Annotated in this window: 22 protein-coding genes and 1 pseudogene; 11 read left to right on the top strand and 12 right to left on the bottom strand. The window is 38.3% G+C overall.

Annotation, left to right across the window (positions count from 1 at the left end):
- Positions 1-63 precede the first annotated feature (63 nt).
- The 5 genes from E4O00_RS08205 (at position 64) to E4O00_RS08225 (ending at position 2,673) form a co-directional block, all read left to right on the top strand.
- Positions 64-783, top strand: a complete 720-nt coding sequence (locus E4O00_RS08205; RefSeq protein ID WP_253676901.1) for a hypothetical protein — start codon at positions 64-66, stop codon at positions 781-783.
- 19 nt (positions 784-802) lie between these two features.
- On the top strand, positions 803-1,159 hold the full coding sequence (locus E4O00_RS08210) for a hypothetical protein (protein ID WP_253676902.1): 357 nt from the start codon (positions 803-805) through the stop codon (positions 1,157-1,159).
- Between the two features lie 73 nt (positions 1,160-1,232).
- Complete coding sequence (locus E4O00_RS08215) at positions 1,233-1,751, top strand: PP2C family protein-serine/threonine phosphatase (RefSeq protein ID WP_253679691.1); 519 nt, start codon at positions 1,233-1,235, stop codon at positions 1,749-1,751.
- 25 nt (positions 1,752-1,776) lie between these two features.
- Positions 1,777-2,115, top strand: a complete 339-nt coding sequence (locus E4O00_RS08220; RefSeq protein WP_010696721.1) for an anti-sigma factor antagonist — start codon at positions 1,777-1,779, stop codon at positions 2,113-2,115.
- A 15-nt stretch (positions 2,116-2,130) separates the two neighbouring features.
- Positions 2,131-2,673, top strand: coding sequence for an ATP-binding protein (locus E4O00_RS08225; protein ID WP_253676903.1), 543 nt, complete (start codon positions 2,131-2,133; stop codon positions 2,671-2,673).
- Between the two features lie 7 nt (positions 2,674-2,680).
- On the opposite strand, the gene E4O00_RS08230 is transcribed toward E4O00_RS08225, so the two are convergent.
- Both E4O00_RS08230 and E4O00_RS08235 read right to left on the bottom strand, forming a co-directional pair.
- Positions 2,681-3,508 carry a hypothetical protein gene (locus E4O00_RS08230; RefSeq protein WP_253676904.1) on the bottom strand — a complete coding sequence of 276 codons (828 nt, stop codon included), beginning with the start codon at positions 3,506-3,508 and terminating at the stop codon, positions 2,681-2,683.
- Positions 3,489-4,109, bottom strand: a complete 621-nt coding sequence (locus tag E4O00_RS08235; RefSeq protein WP_253676905.1) for a hypothetical protein — start codon at positions 4,107-4,109, stop codon at positions 3,489-3,491. The genes E4O00_RS08230 and E4O00_RS08235 overlap by 20 nt, the downstream gene beginning before the upstream one ends.
- A 114-nt stretch (positions 4,110-4,223) precedes the next feature.
- Between E4O00_RS08235 and E4O00_RS08240 the strand changes: the two genes are divergently transcribed.
- Positions 4,224-5,603, top strand: a complete 1,380-nt coding sequence (locus tag E4O00_RS08240; protein WP_253676906.1) for a tyrosine phenol-lyase — start codon at positions 4,224-4,226, stop codon at positions 5,601-5,603.
- Between the two features lie 490 nt (positions 5,604-6,093).
- Here E4O00_RS08240 and E4O00_RS08245 read toward each other — a convergent pair.
- The 5 genes and pseudogenes from E4O00_RS08245 to E4O00_RS08265 form a co-directional block, all read right to left on the bottom strand.
- Positions 6,094-6,973, bottom strand: a pseudogene (locus E4O00_RS08245) (Rpn family recombination-promoting nuclease/putative transposase).
- Positions 6,974-7,177: 204 nt separating this feature from the next.
- Positions 7,178-7,807, bottom strand: a complete 630-nt coding sequence (locus E4O00_RS08250) for an adenylate kinase (RefSeq protein ID WP_253676907.1) — start codon at positions 7,805-7,807, stop codon at positions 7,178-7,180.
- 43 nt (positions 7,808-7,850) lie between these two features.
- Complete coding sequence (locus E4O00_RS08255; RefSeq protein ID WP_253676908.1) at positions 7,851-9,080, bottom strand: dicarboxylate/amino acid:cation symporter; 1,230 nt, start codon at positions 9,078-9,080, stop codon at positions 7,851-7,853.
- 39 nt (positions 9,081-9,119) lie between these two features.
- Entirely contained in the window at positions 9,120-10,439 is a 1,320-nt protein-coding gene (locus E4O00_RS08260) for a leucine-rich repeat domain-containing protein (RefSeq protein WP_253676909.1), read from the bottom strand.
- Between the two features lie 24 nt (positions 10,440-10,463).
- Positions 10,464-11,633, bottom strand: a complete 1,170-nt coding sequence (locus E4O00_RS08265) for a type III PLP-dependent enzyme (RefSeq protein ID WP_253676910.1) — start codon at positions 11,631-11,633, stop codon at positions 10,464-10,466.
- Between the two features lie 270 nt (positions 11,634-11,903).
- Between E4O00_RS08265 and rimP the strand changes: the two genes are divergently transcribed.
- The 5 genes from rimP to truB are packed head-to-tail and all read left to right on the top strand — an operon-like array spanning position 11,904 to position 18,017.
- Positions 11,904-12,350 (top strand): ribosome maturation factor RimP, encoded by a 447-nt coding sequence (gene rimP, locus E4O00_RS08270; protein WP_253676911.1) that lies wholly within the window; start codon positions 11,904-11,906, stop codon positions 12,348-12,350.
- A gap of 35 nt (positions 12,351-12,385) precedes the next feature.
- Positions 12,386-13,867, top strand: coding sequence for a transcription termination factor NusA (nusA, locus tag E4O00_RS08275; RefSeq protein WP_253676912.1), 1,482 nt, complete (start codon positions 12,386-12,388; stop codon positions 13,865-13,867).
- Positions 13,868-13,874: 7 nt separating this feature from the next.
- Entirely contained in the window at positions 13,875-16,577 is a 2,703-nt protein-coding gene (infB, locus tag E4O00_RS08280; RefSeq protein WP_253676913.1) for a translation initiation factor IF-2, read from the top strand.
- On the top strand, positions 16,570-16,944 hold the full coding sequence (rbfA, locus tag E4O00_RS08285) for a 30S ribosome-binding factor RbfA (protein WP_253676914.1): 375 nt from the start codon (positions 16,570-16,572) through the stop codon (positions 16,942-16,944). The genes infB and rbfA overlap by 8 nt, the downstream gene beginning before the upstream one ends.
- 2 nt (positions 16,945-16,946) lie before the next feature.
- Complete coding sequence (gene truB / locus E4O00_RS08290; protein WP_253676915.1) at positions 16,947-18,017, top strand: tRNA pseudouridine(55) synthase TruB; 1,071 nt, start codon at positions 16,947-16,949, stop codon at positions 18,015-18,017.
- A gap of 44 nt (positions 18,018-18,061) precedes the next feature.
- Here truB and E4O00_RS08295 read toward each other — a convergent pair whose 3' ends face one another.
- The 5 genes from E4O00_RS08295 to E4O00_RS08315 all read right to left on the bottom strand — a co-directional run bounded on the left by E4O00_RS08295 (position 18,062) and on the right by E4O00_RS08315 (position 21,624).
- Positions 18,062-18,292: a hypothetical protein gene (locus tag E4O00_RS08295; RefSeq protein ID WP_253676916.1), complete on the bottom strand. Its 231-nt coding sequence runs from the start codon at positions 18,290-18,292 to the stop codon at positions 18,062-18,064.
- A 100-nt stretch (positions 18,293-18,392) separates the two neighbouring features.
- Entirely contained in the window at positions 18,393-18,605 is a 213-nt protein-coding gene (locus tag E4O00_RS08300) for a hypothetical protein (RefSeq protein WP_253676917.1), read from the bottom strand.
- Between the two features lie 93 nt (positions 18,606-18,698).
- Positions 18,699-19,154: a lecithin retinol acyltransferase family protein gene (locus E4O00_RS08305; protein ID WP_253676918.1), complete on the bottom strand. Its 456-nt coding sequence runs from the start codon at positions 19,152-19,154 to the stop codon at positions 18,699-18,701.
- 364 nt (positions 19,155-19,518) lie between these two features.
- Positions 19,519-19,848, bottom strand: coding sequence for a hypothetical protein (locus E4O00_RS08310; RefSeq protein WP_253676919.1), 330 nt, complete (start codon positions 19,846-19,848; stop codon positions 19,519-19,521).
- 27 nt (positions 19,849-19,875) lie between these two features.
- The gene (locus E4O00_RS08315; RefSeq protein WP_253676920.1) at positions 19,876-21,624 is read right to left on the bottom strand and encodes a hypothetical protein; all 1,749 of its coding nucleotides are present in this window, start codon (positions 21,622-21,624) and stop codon (positions 19,876-19,878) included.
- Positions 21,625-21,695: the final 71 nt, after the last annotated feature.

Raw genomic sequence — 21,695 nt, forward strand, 5'->3', positions numbered from 1 at the left:
TTGTTATCATTATTTTCAAAATAAATCTTGACGATATTCACTTTAGATGATAGAATTACTACGATGAAAGAAATTGATTCTCTTGACTTTTATGCATTGATTACTCTTTCGGTATTGACTACTTTATTATTATTATTTCTCATAAGAATTACGGCTATAAACAAAAAAAAGGCTAGAGAGGTATCAAGGCCCTTTGTTTTGTTGACATATTCGACCTTGGCCTCTACTCTCATAATAAGTATAAGTGCTGCAGCCTCTATAGTTTTTAAAAACTACATTATTTTAAATATAGGCTTATTGGTTGTTGTAATTGTTTTTACCGTTTATATGACCTTATCCGAAAAAATATACCTTAAGGATCAAATCGAAAAGATCAAAAAAGACAAGGCAAATGCAGACTATATTAAAGAATTACAAAATCTCCCCTCTGAAGAGTCTTTACGGGCACGCAAAATTATAAACACAGCACGGCTAATGCTTCAAAAGACAAACAGATTAATTGTTGGAAAAAAAGATATATCTTCAGATATGTTTACATACATTGCCGAGTCTTTTTTAACGGAATTATCGGCTGACGGAGCGGCAGTCCTTGCAGTACAAAGTTTTGAAGACGTATTGGCAGTCAAGGCCTTGGTAGGATCCTTTCCCCCTCCGTACAAATTACCTGATGACCTTGCACGCAGAGAAGACCATGTTTTTTCCAACTTTAAATATGCCCAATTTGAAATGGGAAACTCTATATTTACCGAAGTTGCCTCCGGAGGAAAAAAATCTCCTGATTAAAAGCGGAAAAGAACATCCCTTGCTGCCCGATAACGGAAGCGAAGAATTTTTACAGCACGGCAGCCTAATCTTCTTCCCGCTCATGGTAAACACAGTTGTAGTCGGTGTTGCAGCCGTATCACGCCGTCCCGATAAGGCTCCTTTTTCTGAAAATGAACTCAGAGCCGGCGACTGCTTATCCGGTTTTGCGGCAGAAATGATTAACCTTACAGTAAGCATCTTGGAAGCCTCGGAACATGCCGAAATAGAAAATATCACAGATACTGTTGCAAAAATTCAGAAAATTCTTTTACCAAAAAATTTAAAAAAGATTCCCGGCCTCGAAATCGGAGAATATTTTTTTACAGGAGAGGGGTATTTGCAGCGACTACTATGATGTAATTGTTCAGCAAAAAAGAATATTTATAGTCCTTGCAGATGTTGCAGGTAAAAGTATTCAGTCTGCAATTATTATGATTATGATCAGGGCAATCCTCTACCTTATAACAAACACGGACCAAAATATGGAAGCTATCTTGGACTGGCTTAATAAGGGAATCACAGGAAAGATAGACATAGACCATTTTGCAAGTATTTCTCTTTTATCCTATGAACCAAAGACAAATACGATAGAATTCATAGGTGCCGGTCATCAGGCTATGATGATATGGAACAAAGAAAAAAACAAGATTGAATTATTCCAGCAAAAAACGGATCCTATAGGTATAGATGTCCGTTCAACATATAAAAGCATAAAGGTTCCTTTGAAAAAGGGAGATGTTGCCGCACTTTATACTGATGGTATTATCGAAACGCTTAATACCTCAGGCGAGCAGTACGGAGCCGCCAGACTAGCAAAAATCATGGCTGATAATCATTCCGAACCTTCAAAGGAAATAGTAAATAAAGTAAAAAACGATATGGTTTCGTTTATAGGAAAGGCCCAGACTCATGATGATCGCACTTTGCTGATTATTAAGGCTAGATAATAGAGAGGTTGTTAAGGAGATTGTTATGGAACTAAAAATCCGAAAAAACAAAGAGGTTTACATCATTGACGTAAGCGGTGAAATGGACCTATACAATTCATACAGACTAAAAGAGCTTGTTATGAAAATGATCGAGCGTCAAATAAAATGTATGATTATAAATCTTGAAGACGTGGATTACATTGACTCTTCAGGAATAGGAGCATTGATTTATATCTGCTCTACCGTAAAGAAAATGAATTTAAGGCTGTTTATAACAAATATTCACGGTTCCGTGAAAAAGGTTATAGAACTTACAAAGCTGATGGGATATTTTCCGATAACAAACAGCTTGGAAGAAGCATTACAAAAAATGGAAAGCTAAACGGAGGACAAGACTATGACAGGTATAAAAGAACTTATAGTTGATGAAAAAAGTCCCTTATTCGATAAAACAGGGATGTTATATAAAGAATTTCCGTCCGATTTCAGACAAATCAGATATTTTACTCTTTTAATAGTACAATCAGCCCCCTTAGAAATAAAGGGAATCAACCTCTTGGAACAACAAATCAGCGAAATTATTAAAAATGCAGTAAAACACGGAAACCGTTGTAATCCTTCCAAAAAAGTAAAGGTATGGTACGAATTCAGCTCCACCCATGCACACTTAATCGTTGAAGACGAAGGAGAAGGCTTTAAAGAAATAGACAAGTGGAACGAATTCAATAGAAAACGTTTGGAGTGTCTGCATAAACAGGACTTTGCAAACCTTGGAGCCTATGTTTCATTTAGGACAGACCAAAGCGATGAATACGACGGCGGAAACGCCCTTTTTGCAGCCCTAGAGTACTGGGACGGAGGTTTTATCTTTAACAAGAAAAAGAACGGCGTTGCAATGCTAAAAAAATACCCTCAAAAAAAGCACGGTATTTCGATTTAAGATTGGATTAAAACTTAGTTTTTTGATACCCGTACTTACTTGAATGAGCCTTTTCGTGTAAAAAGCGTTTGTCTTCTTCCTGAATGCTTTTAATTGTAAGGCAGAGAACTCCGCAGCTCTCACCTGAAGAATCAAGTTGCAGCTTTGGGAGATAAAAAGAAAATGTTGATAGGCACTTAACATTTCGGCGGTCAAAAGATATTTCCATTTGAGCCGTTTGTAAAGCCGAAATGTCTTCCGCTTTTTTATCAACACAAAAAATAAGCAAAAAATCGGCATCTGCATATAAGAGGCAGGGACTAAAATCGGGGGTCTTGTGTTTTATCGCCGTTTCATAAAGCCTGTAAAAAAAAGCACCCGGAATTTTATCTGCACTTATGTTCATCATAGCCGAAACCTTAGAGCAAAGGGAAAAAAAGGCCTCACTTTCTTCATCATCTACAACCGGAGGATAAGGAAAACTAAGGGTAAAATCTCTTGAAATACCGGCCTTCAGTTTAACCCCTGAAGAATTCCGCAATGAAATTTGGCAGTTTTTTAACTCATCATCATGTTTATAAAATTTATCCGAAATCTTAAAAACTAAAATGCCGTCTTTTTTTTCTACTCTGCTAAGAAAATAAAGAGGCCTTTTTTTATGATTAAAAAAAACCTTTATATCATCGTTGACTTCAACTCCGTCCGCCTTAAAAAAAATATACCCATCTATAATTTTATAAAAAAAAGAGTCTATTTTTACAAATGCATTATTACATAGAATGCTTAAAGGAGGCTTTTCTCTGACAAAGGTATCGGCTATATACTCATACTCGATTCTATTGAGAGCTTTTTTCATTTTTCTCTCCAACAACATCGAAAGAATCAAGATACCATTTTTCTTCATTAAAAATAAGGGAAACTTCAAAAATAACGGAAAAGATTTTATCTTCACCCCTTATATTGCATTTAAAAAGGGTCTTTATATTTTTATCGGCCTTGTGCTCAGGTCTGCCGTAAAAGGCGGATACTATGGGCTTAAAGGAATCAAGCCTGTAATTTATAAGATACGGTAAAAAAGGTTTTTCTTTTGAACAAATGTTTATATCCACCTTGTTTTCTTTAAACTGTAAGGTTAAACTGTCCAAAAAATTCAATACGGATTTTTCGATGCCGGTATAATCCAAGACACCGAGTCCGTCTAAAGAAGGGAAAATCCCTTCTTCTAAAGCTGTATCTCCATAGGCACTCAAACTATCAGCCCTTATCTCTTCTAATGTAAAAGGTTCTGCCATGGGCGCTGATGAGATTGTTTCGGATACAGTCCAGTCTATATCGGCAAAGTATCTTTTAGCTTCTTCCAAGATTGTAGGAAAGGCATCATCTTCTGCTGCAATCCTGATAAAAAAGCTAAAAAACAATATAAAATTTAAGATAGCCCGGCTTTTTTTTAATTTCATATAATATTTATATCACATCTTATACTAACTAGACAATACCTTGCCTTTATGTTATAGTTAATCGGGAATTTTCCCGCATATCATTTTCTGTATACTAACAGATGGAGGACTTTTATGGATATTAAAAATTATCCTGCGGAACCTTTTAGAATTAAGGTTGTAGAAACTGTTAAGATGATCGATAAAGAACAGAGGGCAAAGGTTGCCAAGGAAGCCGGTTACAACACCTTCCTTATTAACTCGGAAGATGTTTACATTGACCTTCTTACCGACTCGGGAACAAATGCCATGAGCGACAAGCAATGGGGCGGTATGATGATAGGAGATGAGGCCTATGCAGGAAGCCGCAACTTTCATCACTTGGAAGAAACAGTACAAGATATTTTCGGCTTTAAGCATCTTGTACCCACCCACCAAGGCCGCGGTGCCGAAAATCTTCTTTCAAGGATAGCAATTAAGCCCGGCCAATATGTACCCGGAAATATGTACTTTACCACCACCCGCTACCATCAAGAAGCAAACGGCGGTATCTTCGTAGACATCATAAACGATGATGCCCATGATGCAGGCAAAAATGTTCCTTTTAAGGGAGACATCGACCTCAATAAACTTGAAAAACTTATAAACGAAAAAGGTGCCGAAAATATAGCCTATGTATGTTTGGCCGTTACGGTAAACCTTGCAGGCGGTCAGCCCGTTTCTATGAAAAACATGAAGGCTGTACGCGAGCTTACAAAAAAACACGGTATCAAGGTCTTTTATGACGCAACCCGCTGTGTAGAAAACGCTTACTTTATCAAAGAGCAGGAAGCAGGTTATGCCGATAAAACCATCAAAGAAATCGTAAGAGAAATGTTCAGCTACGCCGACGGATGCACCATGAGCGGTAAAAAAGACTGTATCGTAAACATCGGAGGCTTCCTCTGCATGAATGACGAAGAGCTTTTCCAGGCTGCAAAAGAATTCGTTGTCGTATTTGAAGGTATGCCCTCTTACGGCGGTATGGCAGGCCGAGATATGGAAGCTATGGCCATCGGTCTAAAAGAAGCCTTGCAGTTTGAATACATCGAACACCGAATCAAGCAGGTTCGCTATTTGGGCGACAAGCTCTTGGAAGCAGGAGTTCCCATCATCGAACCCGTAGGAGGTCATGCCGTCTTCCTCGATGCAAGAAGATTCTGCCCCCACTTGGATCAGCTCCAATTCCCCGCTCAGGCCCTCGCAGCAGAGCTTTATATTGAATCGGGAGTAAGAAGTATGGAGCGCGGTATTGTTTCTGCAGGACGCGACCCCAAAACTCGCGAAAACCATATCCCGAAACTTGAAACCGTCCGATTAACCATCCCCCGCCGTGTTTATACCTATAAGCACATGGATTTGGTAGCAGATGCCGTAATCAAGCTTTACAAGCACAAAGAAGACATAAAGGGCTTAAAGTTCGTTTACGAACCCAAACAGCTCCGCTTCTTTACAGCAAGATTTGAGCATATCTAAGCACTGAAGGGTAAACTAATCATAAGTTTCCCTAATTGAAAAACTAGGCTGTTCATTTTACCTTTCTAAGAAGAAAGGCCGTAACGGCCTAGTTTTTTTATTTTAAGTCTAATAAATAATGTAAAGACTTGTGAAAGGAATCGCAAGGGGCGCAAAGGCGCTCAAGCCTTGGCTTGAGCTACGCAAAGGGGGAATTATTTTCTTGATATCGCCTCTACTTTTCAAAAAGAACGAGGGCAGGAGCTAATAGTAATGCTTCAAATAATAGCCCTATAAGTATACCAATTCCCATACCGATCAATTGTATGGCGTTACATCATGGTCTACTACAACAGGTTAAGAATCAATACTTTTACAGAAGGAGGATATCCTCCTTCTGTATATAGGCAAAAAGCAGCTTCAATAAAAGTTGCTTAAATTATAATTTTAGGGGCTTTAGGGTCTGTACTAGTATTGACTTTTCCAGAACAAGTTTCCCTTTCCCCCTAATTTACAGCTTCTCCACCTCTTCTTTACTAAGACCTGTAACTTTTGAAATAATTTCTACGGCAAGCCCTATATCAAGCAAGTTTTTTGCAGTTTCAAGCTTATTTTGGTATGCACCATCAGCAAAGCCGCGTTCAAGACCTCTTTCAATACCTTGTTGGTAGCCCTCACTTATGCAGGAGGCTCTGTCGTGTTCGTATTTCATGCGGGATTCATATAGCCATTTATCTTTAGGACTCATTTTCATTAATTCTATTGTTGCATTTGCCTTTCTCATCATCGGTGATTCTTGTGCTAACATATTTCTTACCTCCGGATCTTCAGTTTCGATAAATTTCAGCCAGTTTAATAGGCGTTTTATTTTATCATTCTTGCACTGACTTTTTTTTTAAGAGCCTTGCCTTTTCAAGGTTTAATATATGAATCTCAAGTTTTGAAACTAAGGGCTCTTTTGTATCTTGCTCCAATACAACATACTTGTTGTGTAAACGCCTATTTTTATTAAAGCCTTCCCCTATCAAGTTTATTGTAATACATTTTGGAAGATTTGTATAGTCTTGGCCTTGTTTTATACCCTCGTTATACATTTTAGACCAATAATATAAGGTCCTTTCAGGAAAATCACGATGCCACCTATTTTGAATTTCGATATCTACAAAGGTTTCATCTTTTAGCCGTAGTTTGATATCCAAGATACCTAACTTTTCACTTAAAAGCTCCTTATGAAACTCCTTGTCCAAGAGTTCCAATCCTGCGATGTTCTCAGGCGGAATGTCTAAGATACATTCTAAAAAATCCTGTAAAACATCCTTATTTTCCTCTGTTCCGAATATACGTTTAAAAGCGTAATCATTGCGGAGGGTTATTTTAAATAATTTTTCCATATTTTACCTCTTAAATAATTTTTTAAAAGAAGAAAAATTTCCTCTTTCATAATTATTATAGAGATTGTTTGTAATAGGTAGTAAAATTTAAAAAAATTAGGAAATATCGAGCACAGAAAACTAGTTTTTATCAAACGGCAAAGTGCGAATGCCATTTGTACTTCGACACTCGCACTTTGTGCTTAGGTCATTCGCACTTTGTACTTAATGCGGAAACTTCGCTTCAAAAGAAGCCAATACCTTGTCCGATGATGGGCGGGCATCTATATCTACGATCAGGTGTTTTTTTCCATAATAGTCGATTAAGGGAGCTGTCTGATGTCTGTAAGTTTCGAGGCGTTTTTGGATGGCTTCGATTTTATCGTCGGGACGGGTAATAAGCTCTCCCGAACAAGAGTCGCAAAGGCCTTCTTTTTTGGGCTTTACGAATTCTATATGAAAACTTTGGCCGCATGAGGAGCAAATTCTTCTTCCTGAAAGACGCTGGATAACCTCATCATCGCTTATATCAAAGTTGATAACGGAATCGATTTTTACGATATGCTTCAAGGCATCGGCCTGAGCAATTGTCCGCGGAAAGCCGTCTAGTATAAAACCGTTTTTGGTGTCATCCTTTTCCAATCTCTCCTTTACAAGGGCGATTGTAAGATCGTCGCTTACCAAGGCCCCGGAATCAATGACAGCCTTAACCTTTTTTCCCAACTCGGTTTGATCCTTTATTGCAGCCCTAAAAAGATCTCCGGTCGAAATATGCGGGATCTTATACGATTTTGAAACCTCAAAAGCGAGGGTTCCCTTTCCTGCGCCCGGCGGGCCCAAAAAAATACAGTTCATTTCTCTCTTCCTTTTTTAACAATATTAAAATATCTCAAAGTTCTTATATAAAGAACCTTAAAGTGCGTGTGTTGGTCATCTTAGATAGGTGGCCGATTATATATGTTCCTACCATGGCGGTTAAGGCATCAATGGCGGCAGCTACCGAACCTATAAAAAAGGCTGCCGGACGCAAAATCAAAAAGCCCGATTCAAAACCTCTTCCGTATATCGCACAAACTGCAACAAGGGAAACATAGGTTCCCGTTACCGGAAAACGGCCTAAAAAGAACGAAAAAACGGTTGAAACACCTACAAGCCAAAACATATCCTTTACGCTTATTCCCAAACTGGAATAAGACTTTAAAATTACGATAAAACTGATGGTAACAACCATCGCACTCCCAGCCCTGCCGAAAACCGAAAAAGCAGGCAATGATACGGAAGAGATTCTCCTTCTTACCCCCAAACTCTCATTTGAATGACGCAATAAGACAGGCAATGTTAAATTTGTATCGCCAGAAAAAAAGGCTGCACACACAGGGGCGATCGAAGCGTAGAGCACCTTATAAGGATTTACGTCTCTGCATATTATTTTTAAGATTATAGGGTATATGACCAAGGCTATTATAAAAAAATCTATCAATAAAAGAACAACCAAACTGGTAAAAAATTTGGTAGAAAGCATGGCTTGAAACTTGATAAACCAGCTAACCGATAAGGCTATAAGCCCGATTGAAAACATATCTACAAAGAAAGCCATAACGGCATAAGAAATTCTCGAAAGAGAATCAAAGAGTGTTAAAGCAGGCTTTGAAATATTTTTATCGACAGCACAAGCAGCTCCCGCAAAGCCTGCAAAGATGCAGAGGGGAAGAATATAAAGGCCGTCCATAAGGGCTTCAAAGGCACTTGAAGGAAAGAGGCGTAAAAAGGACTCGCCAACCCCTAAGCCTTCCACAGAGCTTGTCTCTTCAACAAATATCGGAATCCTGGCAGGAGAGCTTATGGACACTGAAACCAAGCCCAAAAGAGCCGCCAAAAAGGACGAAAGAATAATGAATAAGGCAATATATATTGAAAGTCTTAATAAGGAGCGGCTTTCGCGCAATTTAGATATACTTACGGTAAAGCCGAAAAATAAAACGGGATAAAGGGAATAGCGGCCGAATTGAATAGCTATATTAGAAGTAAAATCAACAGCGGCATTAAAAAACTCACTATCGGAAGAAGCTAGGACTGCAATTACAATCCCCAAAGCAGAACCTATAAGATATTTTATCCAAATTTTCATGGCCTCATTTTACAAAAAGACAAGGATTCAGTCAATAGATTAAAAAGAGTCTCCCGTTTTTTGAACAAGGGAGTCGATTATTCCGCCCATATCTTCAAGGCCGTAAAGGGTAAAGTAAACCTTCCAAAATTTAAAGGAAGAAGAATTCAGCATTTCTTCCGTAGGAATAAAATTCCTGTCAAAGTATTCATCAGCCTTGTATATAAGGCCCGGATTTTTTTCGGCATAGACTACAAGAGTTTTAAAATTATATCCGTCCCCTGCGATTAAAGAATCAAAGAGAGACTTCATCGATTTTTCATTAATCATATTTTCAAAACAAAAAAGAGTTTTTAAATTGGGATTTGAACTGACTGTAAGATTTTCTATTTTATTGCGGTGGCAATAAAGTTCTTCAAGCTCTTTCAAAGAAGAAAGGTCTAAGTCCCCTATTTTATTTTCATCGCAATGAAGTTTTTTAAGCCTTGTGTTAAGGCTTACCAAAAGCTTATCAAGTTCATTTTTGCCGCAATCCAGATGCTTTAACTCTTTATTTTGAAAAAGAATCAGATCGGTAAGTTTATTGGCCCTGCAATTAAGAAGGTTTAATTTCATGTTTTTGGTTAAATCAAGATCGGTTAAACCCGAATTTTCACAATAAAGCTCTTTAAGTTCAAGGTTTTTTGAAATGTCAAGGGCTTTTAAGTTTACAGAGCTTATATCAAGGTATTCAAGTCTAGGAAATATCGAAAAATCCATATCTTGAATTTTTGTTCCTGCAATATTGAGTTGTTTTAAGCCCTTTAAAGAAGAAAAATCAGGCTTTTCCATTTTATTGTTGCCTTCAAGGATTAAGGCTTCAAGAGAAGGGCAATCTGCAAATTCTATATTCTTTAACCCCGAAAACGAGATATCCAAGAGCTTTAAAGATTGAGCCTTGATTATTTTAACTCCGCTTAAAATTTCGGTATCATGAATTTTAAGCTCTTTTACATCGCCCAAGAGGGCTAGAGAATTTTTTGATACAAATATTTCGGTTTCCGAGCCGTCGGCAGAGATTTCCGAAGGAACAGCTCCTTCAATTTTGATATTTTCATCAGCTTTAATGCTTAAATTTATTTTCTTGTTTACTGTATTAAATTCAAAAATAACCGAGGCCTCGTTTAAGGCCTTTTGATATAGGTCTTCAACCGCATCAGTTTTACTACCGGCCGATTGAACATCCTTATCTTTTTTTTCCGAAATAAGGCCGGCCGGAGAATTAACCTTAGCTTGTGCTCCCTTATTTTCAGTACCTATTTTTTCTTCCTTTTCGGAACAAGAAAAAATAAAAAAACTAAAAATAACCAAAGCCGCAATTTTATATAGGGTCTTTAACATGGCCGGCCTCTTTCAAATAAAGCTTTACTTCATTATATAGGTTTTAATCGGCGGAAAGCCGTTAAATTCTACTGAAGCATAACTGGAAGTATAAGCTCCGGTTGTAAGGAAGTATACCCTGTCCCCGGGCTTAAGGTTGGTCGGAAGACTGTACTTATAATCCTCATACATAATATCCATACTGTCGCATGTGGGACCTGCCAAAACGACCTCACCCCATTTTTTGCAGCCCTCATCCTTATCTGTAACGATAGGATATTTTAAGGACTCATTTAGTGTTTCGATAAGGCCGTTAAAGAGACCAGTATCGAGATATACCCATCTGAACAGGGCGGTATTGTTTTTGCGGGAAATCATAACGACCTCGGTTACCAATATACCGCTGTCGCCTACGAGGGAGCGGCCGGGTTCCAAGATAATTCGGGGGCGTTCATCACCGAAATCGTCTTCCAAATATCGGTTAATTTCGGAAGCATACTCGCTTAAATCGTTTGCAGGTGTAACATAAGAAGCAGGGAATCCGCCTCCCATGTTTACCATCTCAAGTTTGATATCTTCTTCTTCTTCCAAAGAACCCATGAGGTATTTTGTCTTTGCAATGGCATCGTTCCACTGACCGATATCCCTCTGCTGGCTTCCTACATGGAAAGAAATACCGTAAGGAATAAGACCCGAATCTCTAGCCTGAATACAAAGGTCGTAAGCCATATCGGGATGACAGCCGAATTTTCTTGACAAGGGCCAGTCGGCACTGGTAGTGTTTTCAACTAGAATTCTCACATAAACTCTTGAACCGGGAGCAAATTGAGCTATATTTTTAAGGTCGTCCTTACTGTCTGTTGCAAACATTCTGACACCCTTTTCATAAAAGTAGGCAATATCCTTTGCTTTCTTTATGGTGTTACCATAACTAATTCTTTCAGGGCTTACACCCAGCCTCATAACCTTATCAAGTTCATAGCGTGAAGCTATGTCAAAATATGAGCCCATCTCGTTGAGCATCTTAATAATTTCTTCATGCGGGTTAGCCTTGATTGCATAAAAAACATCCGCATAAGGGAAATTTTCCTTTAACTTTTGATAATTTTTTTTGATTGTTTTTAGGTTGATAACAACACAGGGCGTTTCCAGATTTTCTGAAAAACTCATAAAGTGTTTCCACTCAGAATCGCTAATGTAATCCTTTCTTTCCATTAGGCCGACCTCCCAAAATATAGTAATAATAAATTACCTTATAAAGCTATTTCGCATAACTGTCAATAGTATTAAGGCCTAAAACGGGCTTTTTTTTAATATTTTTAATCTAAAAAATAAAAAAACTTAATATTTTTCCATATGTATGTATTGAATATATTTCGATTTTATGGTACTATCAGTCTCAGAACATATATTATCCTTATGTATCCGGAGTCGTTCAAACGGCTCCTTTTTTGTATGCAAAGGGTATCTTGAGAGGAGGTTGGAGTGGAACTTATTCAAAAAAAAGATATTCCGTACTTTTCTGAATGTGAACCTCTTGTTGAAGGACTAGGCTTTAAGCTGGTAGATCTTAATGTTCTTCACAAAAAAGATGTTTGGCAGGTAAAGGCGGTAATAAAATCCGAAAAAGGTGTCGGTATCAAAGACTGTACCTCGGTGCACCGAAGTCTTCAACCCCGTATTGAAGCCCTGCTAGGCTCGCAAGATGTAACGATGGAAGTAAGTTCTCCGGGAATCAACAGGCTTGTAAAGCGGGCAGTTGAGTTTTATGCCTTTGTAGGCGAGGAAGCCCAAATTTGGGATAATAGTATTACTGATTGGCGGCACGGAATTATAAAAGAAGTAAATTCCGAAGGCATTATTTTAAATTCTGATAATCAAGACATTCGCATTCCGTATCAGGATATAAAAAAAGCCAGATGTAATCTTTAAGAATAATTTTAGCTTTGTTAAGGAGATTGAATGAAATGTCTGAAGGAATAATCGAAGCGATTCGGGAATTTGCACAAGAAAAAGGGATTGATGACGATTTTGTTTTGCACATTGTAGAGCAGGCTTTAAAAGCGGCTTATAAAAAACAATTCGGAACAGATGCAAATGCCGTGTTTAATGAAGAAACAGGAAAAATATACTCAAAAAAAATAATAACGGAAAATGCAAAAAGCCATGTTTTTGATATAAGTTTGGAAGAAGCTCAAAAACTTGCCCCCGCTTGCGAGGCCGGCGATGAGCTTTTGGTTGAAATCGATCCTAAAAGTCTCGGCATTAACTCCGTAAGAGTCGGAATGCAAAGAGCCATTCAGTGTATAAGAGAAATGCAAAAAGACTCTCTTTATGCCGAATACAGCACAAAGGTAGGCGAAATCATAATCGGCTATTATCACCGGGAACGCAACGGAAATATTTATGTAGATTTGGGAAAGGTCGAAGGCTTACTGCCTAAAAAATATCAGTCTCCGCGGGATCACTTCGGAAGGAATGCAGCCGCAGGAGAAGAGTCAAGAATTAAGGCCTTGGTTAGGGAAGTAAAAAAACACCGTCAGTCAAATGTGGTTCAGCTCATCCTTTCAAGAACAGATGCGGAATTTGTAAGACAGATCTTAGAGCTTGAAGTTCCCGAAATTGAAAGCGGAATAGTAAAAATTCATAATATCGTAAGAGAACCCGGTTACAGGACAAAGATTTCGGTTTCAACAGACAGGGATGATGTAGATCCTGTAGGAGCCTGCGTTGGAGCGAAGGGAGCACGAATTCAGGCAGTTATTGCAGAACTGGATGATGAAAAGATAGATGTTCTGCCCTACTCCGAAGATCCGAAGGCCTATATCAAAAGTGCCCTTTCTCCTGCCGAGGTCATGGATGTTATGATCTTGGATGCAGAAAAGAGACTTGCCCTTGCAATAGTATCAGACTCCCAATTATCATTGGCAATCGGAAAGCAAGGTTTAAATGTCCGCTTGGCAAACCGCCTTGTCGACTGGAATATCGATGTAAAAACAGAAGAGCAGTTTAAAGAAATGCCGATTTACACAGATGCCAGAAAGGCTGTTGAAAACTTATTTAAAGATGACGCCAAATATGATGTTAGGGATGAAGAGGAAGAGTATGAGGAAATTTCCAATGTTTCCGAGCTCCCCGGAATTACCCAAGACATTCTGGCAGTATTAAAAAATAACGGAATTGAAGACATACAAGATTTGATAAATATGGAAGATAACGAAATCAGAGCCTTGGAAGGTCTTACCGCCGAGATGGCAGATACTCTTCTTGACATTATAGCTAATGCCGTTGAAGTTGTAGAAGACGATGAAGAAGAAAGCGAACCTGTTTCTGATGATGAGGTTGAAGAATTTGAATGCCCTGAATGCGGTCACAAAATAACAATAGATATGACAAAATGCCCCAATTGCGGAGTAGATCTTGCTTTCGAATATGAGGACGAAGAGTAGGAGTAATATGGATATAGAAAATACAAATAAACCTGATGTAATTCTCAACAAAAAAAGCAGTAAAGCTGCAGATTCTAAACCTGAATCCGGCAAAACTGACGCTAAAAAGAAAGTCGTTGTCAAAGTTTCAAAAAATGCGGCAGGAAAATCAAAGAAGCCCGAATCTTCTTCGGACGAATCCTCCGGCGGAAAAACTTCCGGAAAACCGATTATTTCCGTTAAAAAAGCTCAGCCGCAAAACTCAAAACCTGCAGAAACCGCTGTAAGAGAAAAAAAGACCGGTGAAAGGGTTGAAGAAACAAAAAAGCCGGCACCTCGTACTGAAGATAAGAGGAGCGAGCAGTCTTCTGCACAAAATGAAAAGCGAATTTCTGATTCGGTAAAACCGGATGCTTCAAAAAAAGAAGAAAAACAGCCTGAAAGAAAAAAGCCGGCAGCTTCCTCGATAGAATCGATAGATTTTACAAGCAAGAGACCCAATGTAAAGGCCGGTAATTTGGCCGATTCGGGCCGAAGAAATAACCGCGGTCAGGGAGGTAACCGGCCTCAAAGACCCGGAGGTCAAGGACAGACAGGCCAAGGCAGACGCCGTGAAAGCAATTTTTCGGGTGCCCAAGCCCGTGCCTACTCGGACGGAAAAAAGCAAGGCTTTAGAACAGGCCAAGGCGGACAGCAGAGCAGACCGGGAGACAGACCCCAAAACAAGCCCGGCTTCGGCGGCTCAAGGCCAGGAGCAGCTCCCGCACCGATTCCTGTCGAAAAAAACAAGGCTCAAACAAATAAAAAAGCCCACAAGGCCAAAAAAGAAATATATAACAAAAAAAACAAGGAAGACGAATTTTTTGAAGAACGCCTCTTAAATCAAAAGAAAAAGCAAAAGGAAAAAATTCACAATATTCCTAAACAGATCGAGATAATGGAATCTATTTCCGTTTCAGAATTGGCCAAAAAGATGAACTTAAAGGCTTCTGAGCTTATCGGAAAACTCATGGGCATGGGAATGATGGTTACCATGAATCAGTCCATCGATGCCGACACGGCCACCATTCTTGCATCGGAATATGAATGCGATGTCAAGATTGTAAGCCTCTATGATGAGACGGTTATCGAAAGCAAGGAAGACGATTTATCGGATCTTAATCCGCGGCCTCCCGTTGTAACCATAATGGGACACGTTGACCACGGTAAGACAAAAACCCTTGACGCAATCCGAAGCTCCAATGTTATAGCGGGAGAGTTCGGAGGCATTACACAGCACATAGGTGCCTATACGGTAAACACCCACGGAGGAAAAATTACCTTCCTCGATACTCCCGGCCACGAAGCCTTTACCATGATGCGTGCACGAGGAGCGGAAATTACCGATATAGTTGTTTTGGTAGTTGCTGCCGATGACGGCGTTATGCCCCAAACAATCGAGGCCATAAATCATGCACGCGATGCAAAGGTTCCCATAATAGTTGCAGTAAACAAGGTCGATAAGCCTGAGGCAAATGTAGACAAGGTTAAGACCCGTCTTTCAGAATTGGGACTCATGCCCGAAGAATGGGGCGGCGACACCATGTTTGTCGAAATCTCGGCTCTAAAAAAATTGGGATTGGACAACCTCCTTGATACAATCCTACTTCAAGCCGAGGTGCTTGAACTTAAGGCCAACTATACATGCAATGCGGAAGGAAAGGTTATAGAATCCCGCATTGACCACGGAAGAGGCGTTGTTGCAACAATTATCGTTCAGCGCGGAACCTTGAGGACGGGAGATCCTTATGTTGCAGGTATTTATTCGGGCCGTGTAAGAGCCATATTTAACGACAGGGGAGAAAAAATCGATGAAGCGACCCCCAGTATGCCCGTAGAAATTCTCGGTCTTGAAGGTATGCCCAATGCAGGCGACCCCTTCCAAGTTACCGATTCGGAACGCATTGCCCGCCAGATTTCGGATAAGAGGCAGGAACTCAAACGCTTTGAAGATTCAAGGAATGTTAAGAAGGTTACCCTCGATAACCTCTATGAAACAATCCATGACGGCGAAATATTGGAGCTCAAGGTTATCATCAAGGGAGACGTTCAAGGTTCGGTAGAAGCCTTAAAGCAATCCTTGGAAAAACTTTCCACACCCGAAATAAGGCTCAACGTAATACACGCTTCTGCAGGTGCCATCAATGACTCCGATGTTATGCTTGCAGCCGCAGACTCGAACGCTCTTATCATAGGCTTTAATGTACGCCCCACTCCTCAGGCCAAACTTTTGGCCGATCAGGAAAAGGTTGACATAAGAAAATACACCGTTATTTACAAGGCTGTTGAAGAAATTCAGATGGCCATGGAAGGAATGCTTTCGCCCGATATTAAAGAACAGGTTATCGGTATGGTCGAAGTTCGAAATACCTTTAAGGTTCCCAAAATCGGAAAGATTGCAGGCTGTTATGTTCTTGAAGGTGTCGTAAAGAGAAACTGTGCAGTACACGTTATCCGAGACGGCATAGTCGTTCACTCCGGAAAACTTTCTTCATTGAAGAGATTCAAAGACGATGCAAAAGAAGTTGCGGCAGGTTTTGAATGCGGTATTGGTATCGAAGACTTTAACGATATACAGGTCGATGATCAGTTAGAAATTATCGAGATGATTCAGGTTGCCAGAAAATTGAGCGACAGCGAAAAATACAAGGCTCCGGAAATCAAAGAAGAAGGAACTGAAACAAATGAGTGAGTTTAGGCTTGCAAGATTGGGTGAGCAGATAAGGGAAGAAATTTCGAGCCTTATCTGTTCGGGTAAAATAAAAGACCCGCGAGTTTCTTCTCTTCTTTCGGTAAACAGGGTAATTGTTTCAGGCGATCTTGCCTATGCTAAGGTCTATGTTTCAAGCTTTTTAGATGAGCATAAGACGAAGCAGGGAGTCCGCGGCTTGGAAAATGCATCGGGCTTTATAAGAACAAGCCTTGCAAAAAAGCTTCACATAAGGCAGTGTCCCGAACTCAGCTTTATATTCGATAAAAGTATAAAGGAAGGAATCGACATGGTAAACAAACTTGAAAACCTTGAGTACTTTACCGAGCCTGATGAAGACCTATCTTAAAAATGGAACAAAATAAAAACCTAATAGTCCCGTTTGCAAAGCAAGCGGGACTTACCAGCTTTGCCTCAATGTCGGCTGTAAAAAAAGCCCTTTCGACAAAGAAGGTAGGCCATACCGGAACCTTGGATCTTTTTGCCGACGGTCTTCTGGTTCTTCTTACAGGGCACTTAACCCGACTTGCCGATATAATTTCAGCCGAAAAGAAAACTTACGAAGCATGGATGGAATTCGGAACAGAAACGGATACCCTCGATCCTGAGGGCGAGCCGGTGTTGAAAGCCCCCCTTCCCTCTTATAAAAATTTAACGGAAGCAATCCCCTCTTTTTTAGGCAAAATACTCCAAAGGCCGCCCGAATTTTCTGCAATAAAAATAAACGGAAAGAGGGCTTCCGACAGGATACGCAGCGGAGAAAAGATAGAAATTGCAGAACGGGAAATAGAAATTTATAAACTCAATCTTAAAAGAATAATTACCGATGGCGGTTTGGAATTTACAGAAAGGAATTTTTTAAACATAAACACTGATACAAAAATCAAGTATGCACACATAAGTGTAGAATGTTCAAAGGGAACCTATATCCGCTCCCTTGTAAGAGATATAGCAAAAAAAGCTCACTCCTGTGCCTATGTCTCGGCCTTGCGGAGAACAGCTGTGGGAAACTTTAAACTTGAAGATGCCGCCGGTTTTTCTCTATTGGGTGATTTTTCGGAATCACCTCATGAGGCTTGTTACAAACCGGATTATGCAAGGCCGGCAGATAAGACGGTTTTCTACAAACCGAAAGAAATTGAGCTTTCGGAAATAGCGGCAAAGGCGATTACCTTCTCTCCTAAAACGGCAGAAAAGCTGCGGTTACTTCAAATCTTTTTGAATAGAAGCTATCTAAACGATTTTTATAACGGAAAAAAAATGAAATTCAATTGGTTTTTAAATGCCGATGAAGTTTTAGAAAATATCAAACATCTATCCTTGGGGAATAAAAAAATATGCGTTTTTTGCGATAATTTATGGATCGGTATTATAGGAATAAATAAAAACTATCTGAAATATGAAACAGTAATAAAAAATTAAAGGCCTAACGGTTTTAATCAAAACGCTAAGCCCTGATTTTTAATTTACTGTAAGGCGTGACTTCCTGAAGGAGATGCCGAACAGCGTATACCGTAGCTGGTTACAACCCTGTCTCCCAAAGTTTTGGTCTCACGGCCGCAATGAATACAATGTGAACCGTCAGGTGTGATAACATGTTTTTTTGTCACACTTGCAGGGCACATATATCCGTTATCGTCACTTTCCAAATTAGGGCCTACAGGCCTAACATCTTTTCCGCAATATTTGCATTTCATAAAAATATCTCCTGACTTTATTTTATTGTTATAATTTTCAGCATGATAAATGCTCTATATTAAAGACATATTCTAATATTTAGTTACAAAATATATTCATCTAATATCTTTTCCTCAGATCGGCAGATATGTTTTCTTTTATCTTTTTTAGTTTACCTCCACACTCCGGACAAGAAGGCAACTTTGCGGCTTTGTATAAGTCCGCACTGTCTTTATTTTCTATAATTATTCCGCAAGACTCGCATTTGAACTTTATAAAAAAATGCGTAAAAAGAGGATCATTCGGTGAAAGAATATCAGTTTTTATACTCATACACTAATCCTTAAATTAAGGTACATAATAGAATTTACTCAATTTTAGAAACATAGTCAATAGTATGTTAAAATCATAGAGAAAATTCAAAAATTAATCATTGCTATCCGTTTCTATATTTTTTAATATTCCGTAAATTGCTGCGGCAAGAGTAAGCCCTGCTGCAACATAGGCAGCTCCTTTTAAGACCTTGTTTACCTGCGAGGAATCGGAAATACCTGTTTTACACCAAACGGCAAAGTGCTCGCAATTATTAAAAATCAGATTGTACTCTGCTTCCCCCAGTCTGGACCGAGCCCTTTCTACGGTTTCCTCTCCGGTATATTGTTTGACCGAAGAAGGCAGATTGCATATCTTTATTTCGGCACCCTTTGCAAAGGCTTCCAAACTTACCTCTTGAATGCAGATATCGTTTCCGAAATCTCCGAGTTTATCGGCATAGTGAATAACCCTGCCATTACCTGCATAAATACCGTAATGCTGATAAAGTCCTCGATCCACAAAGAGAATATCGCCAAGAGAGAATTTTTCTTTTAAATTCTTATTCATTTCCTATGTTTCCTAATTATTCAAATTCACAAACTAAAAAATGAATCAATAAACCACCATCATATTGTCGTATTTTGCAGTTCCTCCGCATTTCGGACATTTGGTTGTTGCACTTGAAGCAAGCATAGGAATCAGCCCTCTCTCTGTTTTTTTCCATAAAACGGTGTCCGCATTTTTTGCAATAAAACCACACCGTTTCCCCCATCATCGGGGGACGAACATTATTTGTCGGGTTCATGTTTTGCTCCTTTTGTTTGAGATTATTGGGGTTAAATTTTACTACTCTATTGATGTGTATTATGGTATCATAACTTTATATTTTGAGTCAAGAGTAAGAAATCAGCCAAAAAACAATTACAACGCACTAGGAAATAAAAAATAGAATCAAGAAAAAGATACTTCCAAGCAAGAAAACTATACTCAAAGCTAAAAGTATTTTTTGAAATATTTTTCCCATATTGTATAGTCTTTCTCCCGTATGTAATAAATTAGCTCCGATATTTATATTTTTCCCTTCTACAAGCCGTATTAAAGGATTATCTACCTTAGCCAACATTTTTCTACCCCAGTCTATTTGCATAGAAGCATCGATTAAAATCTTTGATAACACTTTAAAAATAACAAAAAAAAGCAGTGAAAAAATAATTAAAACTATAAAGGTAATAATTTTCCAATTAGAGAATATTGAGATCATAAGTCGCTCCTTAGAGTTAATATTTATTTAATCCCTCAAAAGTATTTCCCCATCTTTTACATATAATGGTTTTCCGTTATAAATAACTCCGGGGTAAATTTCTCCGTCTATTATAATTTGAGAATGCTTTTTCTTTTTGTCATCTTTAAATATAAATGCCAATACTTTTCCGTCTGAAGAAAATTCACTATCTGAAAAATTATAATCAAAAGGACCAAACTCTATATCCGACCCATATTTATAAAAATAATCACCAATTTTAGCACTTATTAATAATGTCGTATCATCTGATGAAAATTTTACACTTCGTAAATCTTCAAACGGTCCTATTTTTTCATTTCCATTAATCACATAAGTCTCACCTTTATTTTTTGCCTTAACAATAAAAGCGAATTTTGTTCCATCATTAGAAATAATAATTTCACTAAAACCTCCGCAAGTATGCACTTCATCTTTTCCTGTGAAAACACCATAGCCGCCATGCTTTTTTTTATAACTATATATTATTTTTCCTGTTTTTCTAAACCATTCTTTACATACTTGAACCTCTTGCTCAAAAGTTGCTATTTTTTCCTGCCCCAAGTATAAACATGAGTCTCCTCTGCCAACAATATCCTTTCCATAAGTATGAATTAATACTTTTTTATCCGGTGAAACCATTGCATCACAAATATCTTCAAATGGACCATATTTTATATCTTCATGGCGATTATAAACATACCATTCATCATCTTTTTTAAATCCGAAAGCATATTCTTCAACTAAGTCGTTACAGAAGCCGCTAATAGCACCATATCCTTTAATATGAAAAAATCTAATCTCATCAAAAGGACCAAATTCCTCATCTCCATAACAAACATACCAAAGATCATCTTTCTGTGCTCCATAAGCAAATCCTCCTTTCTCAGTAGAATACAGACATTCGATATAATCATATATGTTTAATTCTTTTCCATCATGATATACACAGCTCTCACAATATACATCACTCTCTGCATAATATTCTTTCCATAAACGAAAATATAAAGAACCTTTAGAATCAAATTGAATACTATCAGCGTCGTCATACGGTCCTATTTTTTCATCTCCATAATATACATAAGCAGTATCACCTTCTTTTGCTGTATATACCAACTTTCCATCTTTAGAAAATTTTAGACTTATAAAGTCATATACTCCTTTCATATATGGCCCTTTTGTTTCATTACCGTCATATACATACCCTTTTCCTTCTGTTGAAATAAGGCATGCAAATTTATCTTCATCATAGTAACAACAATATTCTATATTTCCAAGTTTTTCTGTGGTTCCATCTTTTTTCACAAGGATAGAATTCTTATTCTGTATATTAAAATAAAATGGGAACCTGCGTAATGGTATAAGATTTTTTATATTTTCAGGATACGGACCGTAACAATTACCATCATTCAGAACATAATATCCTTCAAATGCACCGCCGCAACAAGTAACAATAGGATTTCCATTTTTATCTAACCATATATCAATAATATTTTCATTTGCAATATCTATTAGACCAAGAACTTTTTCACCATTTTCATTTTTCTCTTGCCCTGCTTCGGGCATAGTTAGTAGACAACTTTTTGTTTTTGTATTTAAATTAAAAGCATCTGTTGTATCTAGCTGTGTATCAACATTTTGTCTTAATATTGTATTTTTGATTTCAATTTTTTTAGCTGTAGGCATAACTTTTTCCTGCTTTTTTTTCTCATTGGATTTAGACTCTCCACTTAAAAAGTTTCTAAAAATTGACGACATTTATTTTTCTCCTTGGTTATTATATTTTTAATAATCGTAATAGCTATTATCTATTCGATATCTATCGATTC

The sequence above is a fragment of the Treponema sp. OMZ 788 genome (assembly GCF_024181245.1).
In the GTDB taxonomy this organism is placed as follows: domain Bacteria; phylum Spirochaetota; class Spirochaetia; order Treponematales; family Treponemataceae; genus Treponema_B.